At 36.1% G+C, this 14529-nt stretch carries 16 protein-coding genes; 6 read left to right on the top strand and 10 right to left on the bottom strand.

From position 1 onward, the window contains the following. Positions 1-36: 36 nt before the first annotated feature. The 8 genes from J2S77_RS07745 to J2S77_RS07780 form a co-directional block, all read right to left on the bottom strand. The gene (locus tag J2S77_RS07745; RefSeq protein WP_306976172.1) at positions 37-1002 is read right to left on the bottom strand and encodes a glycosyltransferase; all 966 of its coding nucleotides are present in this window, start codon (positions 1000-1002) and stop codon (positions 37-39) included. Positions 1003-1015: 13 nt separating this feature from the next. Further along, the gene (locus J2S77_RS07750) at positions 1016-1753 is read right to left on the bottom strand and encodes a cytidylyltransferase domain-containing protein (RefSeq protein ID WP_306976173.1); all 738 of its coding nucleotides are present in this window, start codon (positions 1751-1753) and stop codon (positions 1016-1018) included. Between the two features lie 7 nt (positions 1754-1760). Beyond that, positions 1761-2933, bottom strand: a complete 1173-nt coding sequence (pseC, locus tag J2S77_RS07755) for a UDP-4-amino-4,6-dideoxy-N-acetyl-beta-L-altrosamine transaminase (protein ID WP_306976175.1) — start codon at positions 2931-2933, stop codon at positions 1761-1763. Positions 2934-3022: 89 nt separating this feature from the next. After that, a complete protein-coding gene (locus J2S77_RS07760; protein ID WP_306976176.1) occupies positions 3023-3967 on the bottom strand; it encodes a dTDP-glucose 4,6-dehydratase in 945 nt (314 codons plus the stop codon). Positions 3968-4033: 66 nt separating this feature from the next. After that, positions 4034-4627, bottom strand: coding sequence for a class I SAM-dependent methyltransferase (locus tag J2S77_RS07765; RefSeq protein ID WP_306976178.1), 594 nt, complete (start codon positions 4625-4627; stop codon positions 4034-4036). Positions 4628-4663: 36 nt separating this feature from the next. Beyond that, on the bottom strand, positions 4664-6070 hold the full coding sequence (locus J2S77_RS07770; protein ID WP_306976181.1) for a CDP-glycerol glycerophosphotransferase family protein: 1407 nt from the start codon (positions 6068-6070) through the stop codon (positions 4664-4666). Positions 6071-6086: 16 nt separating this feature from the next. After that, positions 6087-7598, bottom strand: coding sequence for a CDP-glycerol glycerophosphotransferase family protein (locus tag J2S77_RS07775; protein ID WP_306976184.1), 1512 nt, complete (start codon positions 7596-7598; stop codon positions 6087-6089). Positions 7599-7617: 19 nt separating this feature from the next. Next, positions 7618-8625 carry an SDR family NAD(P)-dependent oxidoreductase gene (locus J2S77_RS07780; protein WP_306976187.1) on the bottom strand — a complete coding sequence of 336 codons (1008 nt, stop codon included), beginning with the start codon at positions 8623-8625 and terminating at the stop codon, positions 7618-7620. A gap of 348 nt (positions 8626-8973) precedes the next feature. On the opposite strand from J2S77_RS07780, the gene J2S77_RS07785 reads away from it, so the two are divergent. Then, positions 8974-9417 (top strand): hypothetical protein, encoded by a 444-nt coding sequence (locus tag J2S77_RS07785; RefSeq protein WP_306976189.1) that lies wholly within the window; start codon positions 8974-8976, stop codon positions 9415-9417. A 199-nt stretch (positions 9418-9616) separates the two neighbouring features. Then, a complete protein-coding gene (locus J2S77_RS07790; protein ID WP_306976191.1) occupies positions 9617-9757 on the top strand; it encodes a hypothetical protein in 141 nt (46 codons plus the stop codon). A gap of 121 nt (positions 9758-9878) precedes the next feature. On the opposite strand, the gene J2S77_RS07795 is transcribed toward J2S77_RS07790, so the two are convergent. Both J2S77_RS07795 and J2S77_RS07800 read right to left on the bottom strand, forming a co-directional pair. Beyond that, positions 9879-11153: a surface carbohydrate biosynthesis protein gene (locus J2S77_RS07795; RefSeq protein ID WP_306976193.1), complete on the bottom strand. Its 1275-nt coding sequence runs from the start codon at positions 11151-11153 to the stop codon at positions 9879-9881. A gap of 90 nt (positions 11154-11243) precedes the next feature. Then, positions 11244-11930 (bottom strand): BMQ_0737 family morphogenetic spore coat protein, encoded by a 687-nt coding sequence (locus J2S77_RS07800; protein WP_306976195.1) that lies wholly within the window; start codon positions 11928-11930, stop codon positions 11244-11246. Between the two features lie 262 nt (positions 11931-12192). On the opposite strand from J2S77_RS07800, the gene J2S77_RS07805 reads away from it, so the two are divergent. The 4 genes from J2S77_RS07805 to J2S77_RS07820 all read left to right on the top strand — a co-directional run bounded on the left by J2S77_RS07805 (position 12193) and on the right by J2S77_RS07820 (position 14528). Next, positions 12193-13152, top strand: a complete 960-nt coding sequence (locus tag J2S77_RS07805; protein ID WP_306976196.1) for a hypothetical protein — start codon at positions 12193-12195, stop codon at positions 13150-13152. Positions 13153-13159: 7 nt separating this feature from the next. Then, positions 13160-13570 (top strand): M67 family metallopeptidase, encoded by a 411-nt coding sequence (locus J2S77_RS07810; protein WP_306976198.1) that lies wholly within the window; start codon positions 13160-13162, stop codon positions 13568-13570. A 109-nt stretch (positions 13571-13679) separates the two neighbouring features. Further along, the gene (locus J2S77_RS07815; RefSeq protein WP_306976199.1) at positions 13680-14231 is read left to right on the top strand and encodes a hypothetical protein; all 552 of its coding nucleotides are present in this window, start codon (positions 13680-13682) and stop codon (positions 14229-14231) included. A gap of 18 nt (positions 14232-14249) precedes the next feature. After that, positions 14250-14528, top strand: a complete 279-nt coding sequence (locus J2S77_RS07820; protein ID WP_306976200.1) for a hypothetical protein — start codon at positions 14250-14252, stop codon at positions 14526-14528. The last annotated feature ends 1 nt before the right edge of the window (position 14529 follow it).

Raw genomic sequence — 14529 nt, forward strand, 5'->3', positions numbered from 1 at the left:
ATATTGGAAATCAACAAAGCTAATAGTGAAACCATATTAATCTTGACCACCGTTTATTAGTAATTGAATAACTCGTTTGGACCCGTTACCATCAATCAAACCACTCAGTTCATCTGATAATTTTTGCCTTTCTTGATAAGATAAGAGTCTTTCAAATTGTTTTAGCACATCTTGATAGAACATTGGCGAATCTATACGAATGACTTTCTCATTTAACCCGCCATTAATTAAACTCGCTACATTATTTTGTTGATTATCGGCGGTTGCTATAGGAATGAATGGTGTTTGTGTCCGAATGACCTCTAATAAGGTTTGACCTGCTGCTGTGATCACAATATCTGCCTGCATGATCTGCTCCAGCATATCGTCAGGACCAATTTGATCTAATCGATGGATATGAGTTTGATTGAGGCTTTCAACTGATTCATCACCAGCTAATAACACATAGAAATGAATGTAAGGGTATTTACCTGCCAAACTTTTCATTAATGCTTGCGTTGACTGATTTCCTGCACTTCCTAGAGTTATAAAAACCCGTTCAACATCTTGGTTAATCGTTTTGTGCCTTGTTTCGGTTAATGGCTTTCTTAAAATGATATAGTCTCTACCACTATAATAATGGCTTCTAGACTCTGATGCCTCTAGTGACAAATTCACCACCATCGCGTTACCTGGATAATCGATTCGATTGAGATCATCTAAAATCAAACAATGACCCGCTTGTTGTACTAATTGCTCACAAACCGTTTTACTAACCAAATAAGAATCCACGATCAGATTATGATAATCCTTGATCTTATTTTGAATAAAACTAAAGTTGCACCAGTCTACATATTGGACATCAACTTGCTCTAACAGCTTAATAGATTCATCTGAGGTATTCACAATAAATTCAACCTCATAACCTTGGGCCACCGCTTCATCATAAAGCGCTTTACAACGTGCGATATGACCTAATCCAATATTAGATCCACCTTCTGTTAAAATAATAATCGACTTCACTTTAAACACAGCCTTAATCCGTTATATTTTTCTGGTCAATGTTACTATTAACCTTGGCAATATGAGGATGTTGATGTAATAGCATCATAATCTCATCTAAATAAAAATCATGTTCACCATGATATAAATAATCGTATATTAACTGAATAACTTCAAAATCTTCTGGAGTATCAAGTGTAAGGCGAAAGTGGGATAAATCAACATCTAACTGATAGAACGCAACATCATGTCGTTCTTCGTAAATATAGGGGGTAACATGTTCTTTTTGGTAGGTTTCAAGACTAAGTCGATTAGTTGCTTGCAATAGATCATTTGAGAAGACTTCGACATCGAACCCTCTGGGGTAAGTTCGTTTCTCTTCATAGGGTGGTGCATTAGTAACTAACGGAACAGAGTGATTTTGATAATACTCAATCAAATCATCTAAAACATGGGGATCAATCAATGGACAATCAGATGTAATCCTGACCACCGTGTCTAATTGAAATGTATGCGCCGCTTCAGCATAACGATTTAACACATTTTGTTCTGAACCACGAAAAATCGAAGCATTCAAATCTTTGACCTCACTTACAATGGCATCATCTTCTACTAAATCGGTTGTAGCGACAATCACCTCATCAACGAGGTTCGCTTGATTAACACGCTCCAACACATGGGCTAACACTGATTGCCCTTTTAGATTTTTTAACACTTTGCCTGGCAACCGTGTAGAACCCATCCTAGCTTGAATAATAACGCCAACTCTCATCTTACCCCTACTTTCTAAACGATTGAATGACGTGCTCAACAATCTGAATAACATCTTGAACGTCACCGTCTGTCATAGCAGGAAATAACGGCAATGTAATAATCGATTCATATAAGGATTCAGTAACAGGATATTCCCCTTTTCGGTAGCCCATTTGTTGATAAAACGGCTGCATATGCACGGGAATATAGTGAACGTTCACGCCAATATTGTGAGCTCTTAAAGCGTTAAAAATGGCTTCTCTTGTGCCTGTTAAGTTCGCTAAGTTTAATTGAATGACATATAAATGCCAGCTCGATGACACATCATGATGCACAAAAGGTGTTACGATTTCTGCTACATCTTGAAAAGCCCCATCATACATAGCTACAATTTCGCGACGTCTTTTGATAAAATCATCTAACTTCGATAATTGGCTCAATCCAAGGGCTGCTTGAATATCTGTCATACGATAGTTATAGCCTAAAAACTGCATTTCATAGTACCAAGGGCCGTGATACTCTTCCATCTCATCTTGGTCACGCGTCACCCCGTGAGATCGAAACTGTTTTAATTGTTGATAATACGTTTCATCATTGGTTGTAATCATCCCGCCTTCACCTGTTGTAATATGTTTAACAGGGTGAAAGCTGAACATTGTCATATCAGACAAACCACCGATTTTCTCACCTTTGTAAGTAGCTCCAATGGCGTGAGCTGCATCTTCGATCACGATCAAATCATGTTTATCTGCAATAGCACGAATCGCATCTAGATTAGCAGGTTGACCTGTAAAATGGACTGGGATTATGGCTTTGGTGTTTTTCGTAATACGTTTTTCCAATTCATGAGGATCAATATTATAAGTTTTAGGATCAATATCTGCGAAAATAGGTGTCCCTTTTTGATATAAAACACAATTAGCCGAAGCTATAAATGTCATGGGTGACGTCATCACTTCATCGCCTTCACCAATCCCAGCGACAAAACATGCCGCATGTAGGGCCGCTGTCCCGCTTGAAAATGAAACAGCATATTTCGCTCCCACTTTATTCGCAAGAGCTTCTTCAAACGCATCTACTTTAGGTCCTGTTGTTAAGAAATCACTTTTCAAAACATCTACCACTTGTTCTATATCATTGAGACTAAGACTTTGTTTGCCATAGGGTAACAATCTATCTCTCTTTGGATCATGAACCATCCTCTTCACCTTCTTATTTTGTTAAAAAATTGAACAACTTCAACTTGATGATGCCAATCAAATTTTATTTAAAATTGGGATTGTTAAATTTAGATCAGATTAGTAGATTGAATCCAACTTTCCGTCTTTTTAATACCTTCTTTTAAGCTGTATGACGGATTCCAATCAAGCAATCTCTTAGCTTTTTGGTAATCGCACACTAACCTAGGGATCTCACTTTGAGGATGAATATGTTGAATATGCTTAATACGACTTTGATCATCCACGATTAACTCAGCTAATTTATTAATGCTGATATCTTCACCCAGTCCTGCATTCACAATTTCGCCGTTCACTTGATCTGTGTAACCAGCTTTTACAATAAACCGAGCACAGTCTTCCACGAAAAGTAAATCTCTCGTTTGATTGCCACTGCCATAAATATTGACCGGCTGACCTGCCAATTTATTTTTCAGAAAAATGGCGACTACGCCACCTTCTCCTCCCGTTTTCTGATAAGGTCCATAGGTATTAAATGGCCGTATTACGGTAATGGGCAACCCATAGCTATGATAGTAAGATAAGCACATATTTTCCGCCGCAAGTTTTGAACCTGCATAAGGGGAAGCTGGTTTCGCTGGATTTTTTTCACTGATCCCCTCTGATCCATCAGCTTGTTGATAGACCATACACGTACTCATAAATACCATCTTAACGCTATGGATTCTGCACTGCTCGAGCACATTAAAGGTTCCGATTACATCGTTTTCAAATGTGGTTTTAGGGTCATCAATACTATCCTGGACATTAATACTTGCCGCCAGATGAAAGCAAATATCAAACTTTTGATTAAACAATAGATTCAATATATGCTGATCTTTAATGTCTCCGACGACTAAGTCCATAAAATTCTTATCTTGATAAAAAGTTTCTAGGTTTTCTCTTCTACCATTTGATAGATCATCTAACACCCACACCTGGTGGTTATCCTTCAATAACTGGTCGACGACCCATCTCCCAATGAACCCTGCACCACCTGTCACAAGAATTTTCAATACGACTCCCTCCTTTCTAGACGAACACATATTAAGTCACACAGACCCTAATCCTTCAAAGAATAGTTAGACCTTTTTAAAAACTCTGATTGTATATGCCTGTAATCCAACGTTTTTTCCGCATTTACCTTCTTCAATTTGTTTAAACCCTAACTCTTCAAAGATCTCTTTATAATTTCTAGGGAAAATTCTCCAATGTTCAGATTTTTCAGCTTCAATTGTCATAAGATAAGCATCAGTAATTCTTGCGATTTCCTTGAAAATCCACTCGCTATCTGGATGAATATGCTCTAAGACTGCCATTGTGAATACTAAATCGTATTGATTAGTAGGAAGCTCTTCAATTATGTTCTCAACTGAAGAGTGAATGATTTCACCATGATCGATTAAGTGAGGATGATACTTCTTAAGTTGATTAATCGCTTCCTCACTTATTTCGATTCCTGTCAATTTTTTGTAATTATTCTCGTAAAGATAATTCAAATTTCTACCTAGATTGCATCCAATCTCTAATACTTGCTTACTCTCATCGATATATTTATTGATATGGTTATATAGAAGCTCGCTTCTTCCACTGTGTCTTAAATAATGTTCTGGCAAGCTTTCATTCTTCCAATAATCATGGATTTCTTCCAATGATCTCTTATCTTCTTCATCCATCTCATCTTTCTCCTTTTGATTTAAAACATTCTTATATCAAGTTGATAATTTGTGAATTAAATCGTACAATCGCTCACTAGATAAGCCTATATCTGGATAAGCATACGAAATAAACTTATCCCTTCTTTCATCTACTTCTTGGCTCCATTTTGGGTCATTAATAAATTTAATAATTAGTGCTGCTAACTTTTCAGGATCTTTTTGCACTAACTCACCCAAACGATCAAAGTAACCTGTATAGCTTAATAATTTATTTTGCATAATGAACACGGGTTTATTGACCAACATAGCCTCTAACCCTACAGTCGATGGGTATGAAACCACACAATCCACGTGAAGAAGTGTTTCATATAAATCATATGACCCAGCCGATTGAATAAACGGGAATCTTCTTTCTAGTTCATGGGTATCTGTATTCGGAAAATCTTTTAATACTATATTCCATTCGAATTCTTTTGAAGCTGAAATCGTTTCTAGCAGCGTTTCCCATTTGCTAATATTGCGCTCACCTCTAACCACGACAAGTAGTGTTTTCTTGTTATGATCCAATCCTAGACTTTTATCAAAAGTAACGCGTGATATGGGCCTTGGCTGAAATGCCTGATCAAATCTGGGATGCCCTGTAATCTCAAGCGCTTCTTCTTTCACCCCTAAAGCCTTATACCAATCCACTTCATACTGACCGTAAACAGCATCTATATTAGCAATCTTCGGAATATAACCAAATTCATTACCGATGATCCCATGTTGCGTACAAATGGTCGGAATACCACGTTTTGCTGCTACAAACGTCACGACACGACTGAAATGGTTCGGACTCGAAATCACGATGCAAGAAGTAGGAATATCCTTTAGGATGTTGTTGCAAATTTCAATTTGATTAATGACAGTGGACATTCTATTAAAAAGATTTTTTTGGAATTCAGGCTTTTGATATAAGTGGTGATCTTTATAGCTTTCCAACAACTTCTTCACCTGAAGTCTCATATGAATTGTAGCCGCATTCACATTGGGCAAATAATCATTAACATAATGTACGGGCATATTGAGTGAAGAATCTTGCGGCGACTTTTTATGGTTCGTTTTTACGACGACTGTTTTGGAAGGATTGAAGTAATTGTTTAATATCTCCGGTGGAATGCGAAGTAACTGGTCATCAATGAAGAGTACTTTATTTGATTTATTTGCGTTTCCGGTTTCTTTTCGCTGTGAGTGTATATATTGGTCGAATAACTGTTGAACTTCTGACTGATCATCAATTCTTCTCGTTAGTTTTTTTGCAAAAGTATCCTTATCTAATTGTCGCCAGATTTCTGGATTATTCCGAATCAAAGCTGGAAAATGAACAAGATAAGACAATGAAAAACCGTTATATGTGATGCTTTCAAAGTCACGTATAAACTCAAGATATAACGACCAATAATTTTGGACATACGTATTCATGGTATCCACCTTTAAATTATTTTCTTGTTAACCTAGCAACAGATCGTTTCAACCTCTGACCAGAGTTGCTCATATCAGGGTATGCGATACGAAGGAATTTCTGCCTTTTCCTAGAAGCATATGCTTTAAATTCTGAATCGGTAAAATACTTCATGATCACTTCACCTAATTGTTTGGGATCACTTTTAACTAACTGACCCAATGCTTGAAAATAGCCAGAATAACCATCAAAGTTACGATTTAGAATAAACACCGGTTTGTTTGCGATACTCGCTTCCAAAGCAACCGTAGACGTGTATGAAATAACTGTGTCAACGTGAGGAAAAATGTCGTAAATAGAATAATCGGCTGTCGATTGTACGAAAGAAAACTCTTTTGTTAACTTATGGGGTTTCTTACTGGGATAGTTTTTTATAATGATATTTAAATTAAGCTTTTTGATCGTTTGGATAAGCTTTCTCCACCGATTAATATCTTCATTATTTCTAATGACAATCAATAAGGTTCGTTTGTTATTATTTAAACCTAGGCGTCGATTAAATTGTGACCGTTTAGTTGTTAGTCTTCCAAATGCCTGATCAAACCTAGGGTGACCAATGATCTCTATTGAGGATCGCGGCACCCCTAACTGGTTATACCATTTCACTTCATAGTTACCATACACAGCATCTATTGTCGCTATTTTAGGAATGTATCCGAATTCACTTGCTATAATGCCATGTTGCATACAAATTGATGGAATGCCTTTAGTGGCAGCGACGACAGCTAATATTCTATTAATATAAGAATGTGTAGTTGAAACAATCACACAGGAGATCGGCCTTTCACTCAGAAAATGTTTAGCCTGCTCAATTCGTTCAACTATCGCAGCGATCATATTCAAAAAGTACAGCTGAAAACTCTTGTTTTGGTATAAAGGATGGTTTTTATGAGCTGCAAAAATTTCTCGAGCCCTATTTTGTAAATGGACGACAGCTTTTTTAGTATTAATGGAGTAATCACTTAAGTAATCGGTGTTGAGGTTTTGTTGGGATTGAGTACTTGAAACGGTTTGTTTGGGTGGTTTTATCTTCTTAATATGATTACCAGAGCTTAAGTTAACTTTATTGGATCCTTTTTTCTTATTAGAGCGTTTTTTAATTTGATTCGGTCTTCTTATATTGGCTTGTAGCATAATCGTTCGGGATGGGTGAAAATACTTTAATATGGTAGGTCTTGAGATTCTTAATAATTTGTCGTTGTGGAATGCGACTAATCCATTTTCTTTTTTTACTTGTAATTTCCGCCTATGTTGGGCCATGAATTGATCAAAGACTTCTTGTATTTCTTTATGTTCGTTCACTTGGCTTCTTAAATGTTTATGGAATTTTTCACTCGATAACTGCTTCCATAGTGCTGGATTCTTGCTGACTTGACTATAAAAGTTACAAAACAAATATGATATTGAATACCCATCATATTTCAGATTTTCGAAATCGTTTAGAAAATCCATATATAAAGACCAATAATTTCTTGTCAGAGTATTCATGATAGCCTCCTCACTTTGATCAGACATTTAGAAACTTCGCTTTTTTTAACAATGAGCGGAGTTCTTCATGATTTAAGGGTTGCTGACGCTCAGATGTATAAGTTCCATTCACAACTTCCTTCGTATCAGGATAAATCACATCACTTGATCGTTTAGGTATAATATACATCTCAGACATTTCTCTCGCGTAAGTGGATTCTTCATATGACATTAACTCTTCAAACATCTTTTCACCTGGCCTTACCCCTATTGATTCAATATCTATTTCTGATTGGTTGAGGTTATATTGATTAGCGATTTCGTCTATTAAAACATCGACTAAGTCACCTAATTTAATCACAGGCATTTTCAATACGAAAATTTCTCCACCTTTTGCTTCTTGTAATGCCTTAATCGTTAATTCTGTTGCCTGATCTGGCGTCATCATGAAACGTGTCATATCTAAATCAGTGACTTTGATTTTCTTTTCCTTCAGTATTTGTTTCTTAAAAAGCGGAATCACAGAACCTCTGGAACCCATCACATTACCAAACCGAACACTAGAAAAGATAGTTTGGTTTTCGGTTCGATTGAGTTCAGTAGCCGAAATCATCCGCTCACCGATCAACTTAGTTGCACCATACGTATTAGGAGGAGAAATAGCTTTATCTGAGCTTGTGAAAATCACTCTTCTTACCTGGTGGTCAAGAGCCACACGAATGACGTTATTAGTGCCCTGAATATTAGTCTTAACCGCTTCAGCTGGGTTATGTTCACATGAATCCACTCGCTTCATTGCAGCTAAATGAAACACATAATCAATACCTTCCATAGCTGTTGCAACACTGTCATAATCCCTAACATCACCAATAATGAAATTCAGAACATGGTTGAAACCCATCTCTTCCTGGAATTGTTGCTGCTTAAACTCATCGCGACTAAATATATAAATAGAATCTGGATTTTCCTTAATTAGATGACTGACTATACTCTTCCCTATTGTTCCAGTGCCACCAGTAATAAGAACTTTTTTTCCTTCAAAAAACACAACATCCCCTCCTTTTTCAAGTTCAGTGTTCTTATTAAGTTTTCATAGTGTCACTAATTATATATATTAAAAATAGTTACGCCGGTTAAAGTCGCAGGCCTACTCTCGCAACCCATTTTGAAACCTGTATTTATGACTCATATAATCCCAAAATCTATTTAAATGGCATAAAATTTTAATAGGCTTGAATTCAGCAACACCTATCTTAAATTGAATAATCGACTATCCAATTCTGATTGAAATCACTGATAAAAACGCCTTGATTAACACACGCATGTCACGAATTCATAGCTTAACAATAAGATATTAGTAAGAAGTGCGTATTAATAAGTAAAGGAGTCTTGAGCTATGGATGAAAAGAATTATGAAGAAGAACATACACATACAGAGCAAGAAGATGAATCCATTTCAGCATCCATCAATAATCTGAAGCATGATGTTGATTCAATTAAAGAAGAAGTTGGGAAAATGCAAATTCAAAAACTGCTCTCCAAGATGTACCAAATGATGGAACAAATTGACGATCAACTTAAGAAATTAGAAGAGGAAATCATTTTACAGAAATCAAATAATCAAAAATCAGAGGAAACTACGAATGCAACGCCTAATCAACCTAAGCCACGGATGTCTGAGTACAAAATGTTACAAAACATGTTGCAATCCTCTGGTTCTGCGGGGACACCCACAAATCAAAGAAACAGCAACTTAACAAGAAATCGCGCAAATAGCGGCCACCCCTCAAACCCCAATATGCTTAATAAAAATATCATTACTCGTAAATCTACAAGATAGCACCCTATCATTATAGACTACTAAATAGTCCCAAACGTTTTCCCATTCTCCGCGTTCACTATACTAACTAGATAAACAGTTAAGAAGATCAACTAAATTAACCCTCATAAAATCACCTATTTTCATAGATTGACTCTAGTTGCCCAAACGTTTTTCATATTTTAGCTTATAATATAGTATTCAGAAAGGAGATGATGTTTTGAAAGCGCGGGACATTAGCAAGAACTCAAATAACGCAACATCTTCAAATGAAAAGAAGCCTATAACACTCGAAACGCCACCTGGTCAGCAGAATCGAATTACGTTTGGAGGTTGTGGTTGCGGTAAAAACAAAGGTTAATGCCTTTTAAGAGATTTGTTATTAGCAAAATGTATTAGATCAAGTTAAGACCTATTAAAAAATGTCATAATGACTCAGTTACTTCGAGTCATTATGACATTTAACTAATGAAAAACCGATTCTAGACAACAGTACCGTTAAGCCTGAATAAGTTATTGGCTATTGGGACGATGTTTACAGTCTTGCTTTCTTCTTCGATCTCATCTAATTTACTAAAGAATGCTTTAATTTCTGATTCAGTTAATGAAAAACGTCGCTTTTTTTCTTTTTTACTTTTTTTAAGTAGTGAATGTTGATCGATCGAATGCCGCTGTTGACTTTGATTAGGGTGAATTTTAGGGAAAGTATCCATTAATCTTAAGATAGATTCATAGGCATACTGATTATCGTACCACTCACAATGATATAGCATGAGATCTGAATTGAGTTCGTTTTTAAATGGGACATACTTCTTGTGATTTAAATTAACCACATTATTTATTATTTCTAGCACTTCATCTACTTGAGAGGTTTTCATACCTAATTGGTTAGGTAAGCTTTGATCCTTCTTTGAGGAGACTGCAGGAACATATGAAATAACATGCTTACCAAGTAAATAGGCTTCAAGACCTGATGTACAGCCGTTGTGTATAATCACTTTAGCAGCCAATATCCATTTAGTAATATTACCTTCGTGAATCACATGAACATTGCGATATCTTGAAAACTCTTGCAAGTATGATCTGATATTCTCACCTGGATGCGGCCGAATCACAAAATTGATACCTGGAAATCGTTCACATGAGTGTTTGATTAAATCGATAAAGTGATAGTATAACTGTTTTATTTCTTTAAAATGCGGATCATCCTTTTTACCCTTAGCTGTATTATAACGTGCAAATCGTGTATTGATTAAAACAAACTCACCAAACTGCCTTTTAATTTGTTCAGCTTCTTCTTGATAAATTGTACTGAATTTAGGCTTTAATAAATCAAGTCTTGGATTTCCAGTAACATAGCATCTATCCTTCAAATCAGGATATGCACTTGTCATGACGTCCATTTGGGATTGTCCCCAACAATATTCTTGTGTGACTAATGCCAGCATCTCTTTCTCCATGCGATCTCGCAAATACTTATGGTCGTCAAAAATCAACCCTTCTTCATCCAGTTCGACAACCTTATGACCATAACTCGTCGCATCTGTAATCACCCTTTTTCTAACACCGCGAGAATAACCTTTTGAGAAGAAAATACCTTGTGGTAATTGATGAGACGCCTTTTGTACCATATAGTGATCGCCAATCACGACTTCATATCCTTTTTTCGCTGCATAATAAGCTAACAGTAGTTTGGAATCAGACTCTCTTACTTTTATCTCAATCGGTAAGTATAACCAATTCTTAATTTTATTCAAAGTTATACAACCTCTCTTCTTCAGCAATCAAACAATTGACAGAAATAAAAGAGAGGAGTGAGGTCCTCTCTTTATTCTTAGATTAAAATGTTACCCTTCTCCACCGTTGTCTCCATTACCATTTGGAAACACGACAGGGCATTGTGGTGGGATGGTTGGTGCTGGGCACGGTGGGAACGGAAGGATATCTCTTGGCTGACAGAAATCTGCTGTAATTTCTAGTGTGACATCATAAGTGGATTGGATACTTTGACATAAGCGGACAGAAACCGTTACATCTAGTTCATCTACTTCAGTCGTTGTTCCAGTATCACAAGTTGCTGTACAAACGAAGCAATCTAAATCCGTATAAGTGACATCAACATCTGTACCCTCTGGTGCACAAAGAATGACTTGCTCACAACGCGTGAACTCAGCGGAACCGACTTCGACCGTTGCTCCCCCAAGACCAGGAATTAAATCGACGAAAATCGTTACTTCGAAGTTTTTACGGATATTAACCAGTTGTAATGTGACCTCTGCTCCATCTACTACAAAATCTTGATCAACTCTATCCAATACGACAATTGGATCTTCTTCGGTAGGCGCGACTGTACATGTAACGGAATCTAGATCAATATCATCACATTCCAATTGTTCACCGGTCATAGGGTTTAATGGTAAATCTAAATCACTTAAACTTAGGTCGAAATTAGCTTCATTTAGTATCCAGTCATAAACTTTCTCTGTATTAATACAAAGAAGCTCCTGTCCCCCAGTTAGATTATTAGCTTGCATATTATTGACACCTCCAAAATATTTGATTTCACTTTTAATCTATGTCCATAGAGATAAGCGCGTTAATGAAATAGCGGAGTTACAAGGATATTTAAGAAGTTGGTTGAATATAATACACAAATAGTAATAATCTAATCACTCATCTAGTTTCGAATGTTAAAAGTACAAATACACCAACAATTTAAACCTTTTAACCATGACTTTTTCACAATTAAGCGCGTATTCAATAATATATTAATATGTAACCAAAGGGTGACACTTAGTGGATCAGTACAAATTATATGACACATCAGAAATTGAACAATTAAAACATGAGCTCCAAACCTACAAACAATCACTTGAATACTCAGGTCCCCATGATTCATTAAACTATTTTGTCCACTTAAAGCGCGAATTACATGACATGCAACTAGAATTATCGAGATTTAAAGGAGAAGTGAACATCATGAAGGAAGATTTTCAAAAGAAGATTGAAGACTATGAAAAACAAAACGAAAATCAGTCTTTACAAATTCAATCTATAGCTAATTCACTTAATCAGTTACAGCATGACCTTACATCTATTAATCAAAACAATTATCAGACTCAAGTAACTGACCTGCTTGATAAGATGGAAAAAACAATCAACAGAACAGAGAAAAATAGAGCTACACTAAAGGACCTTAGGCATAAATCTAGCAAGGAACATGCAAACTCAATAGAACATGAAGCAACTAAAACCAAACCTAGAATGTCTGAATATAGAAGAGTCCAAAATATGTTGCAATCTATTCATCAAGCGAATCCACAGAACACAAATACCTCAACTTATACTAACCAAAAATTCAGCCAAAACAAATCATTTCATAACAATAGAAAGGCATCCAGTACTACTAACCAACCAAAATCCTCTAAAACCAACCATCTCGAATTTAATAAGAATGTTATTACCAAAGTGACAAAGCCTGAAAATAATATTCAATCAGAACCTTCAACAAACCAGCAACAGCCTGATGCCAACGATAAAAAATTACCTAATCAAAAACAAAATCAGGAGATAAATCATCCATCTGAGAATACGAATTCAACAAATCAGCAGATTGATCAAAAATCAACAAAGGATGATTCAATTAATTCCACCCATACTGAAAATGAGCACGAAACAAAATCACGGCTTAATCGCCCTAAGAATAAAAGAAACCTCAGCTCACTCTGGGCATTCATTGTTGAAAAATTAAGGTGATTAAAAGATGAAGCAAAAACAACTTATCTTACCCCAAACAATCTACAATCAAATAGTGGAAGATTGTAGAAATAACCTACCATATGAATCTTGCGGTCTAGTTACTGGACTTGATCACCGGGTTAATAAATTTTGGCCATTAGATAATGAGCTGAAATCAACCAAGCGATACTTTGTTAGTAAACAGTCATTAGAGGCCGTGATGAATGAAATCACGCAATCTGGCGAACAGGTGCTAGCGATTTACCATACCCACCCTGTCACAGCTCCTGTTCCCTCTTCTTTTGATTTGAAGAACCATCCTGATCATTCCGTTTATATGATGATTATTTCCTTTAAGTTGGAGTCTCCAATGTGCAAGTTATATTCGGTTGAAAATAATCGTTATTTAGAATGTGACATCACATTCGCAACTTAATAAGACATGCAAGTGATATTTTGGTACAAGGAGTCGATAATATCATGGTTCTTCTTAGCATAGAAATGAGCATAAGTTAAATACTGACCCTTTTTCAGGAGTGAACACCATGACCAATATGAGTGAGTTAAAGAAAAGAATTGGAGAACTGAACAATCAAACGGATCGCTTTGTTGAGGAGTTTAAGGAATATTTGCAAGCTCATCAGACACCCGACCAACAAAATCCTCCGTTCATAAGTTATTTCACACACTCAATTAATGCAGCAACTGACTTCCAAGATGAAAATTTATTATTTGGCGGATTTCATATTAAAAACCTCAGTTCAGCTACAATAGAAGACCTGTACATATGTTTACGCATTGATACTTCCGATCCATTCAACTTTTCGGGAAAGTTCAATAATGATCCTTCTTCTATAAATGCTCAAGCAATACTAGCTACTTGGGAACGATTCAACCATAGTGACGATGACAAGGAACATTGGTTCAAACTAGGCCAAGGTCATTATTTAAAACCTTTTGATGATGTCTCATTATCTGATTTCCAGATCACTTGGGAAAATCATGTACCATTTTCTTGTTCAATCACAGGCTTTGTATACACTGAATCAGAAAGTGATGGTAAGACTTCTCTTAACACTATTAATATAAGAATGTAGAGACAAGGAGGGCTTTAGTTGGTTGATGAAAAATTTTGGTCGCTTACCTATAAGATGGTGAACGATTATGTCTCTCATATCGATGAACATGGAACAAATGATGAGAAACTGGAATATTCCATCTTACTTCTGTTACTCAAATTAAAAACACAGACTATTAACAGTTCAGAAGATCACCATTTGAACATGCCAGGTGAATCATCCAGCGAACTTCTAAAAGAAATAGATAAAACAATCGAACACAATCAAGATCAATTTGATCATTTACTCGAGTTTGTCACGAACTCTGAATCCTAGT

The sequence above is a fragment of the Alkalibacillus salilacus genome (assembly GCF_030812915.1).
Classification (GTDB): Bacteria; Bacillota; Bacilli; order Bacillales; family Alkalibacillaceae; genus Alkalibacillus; species Alkalibacillus salilacus.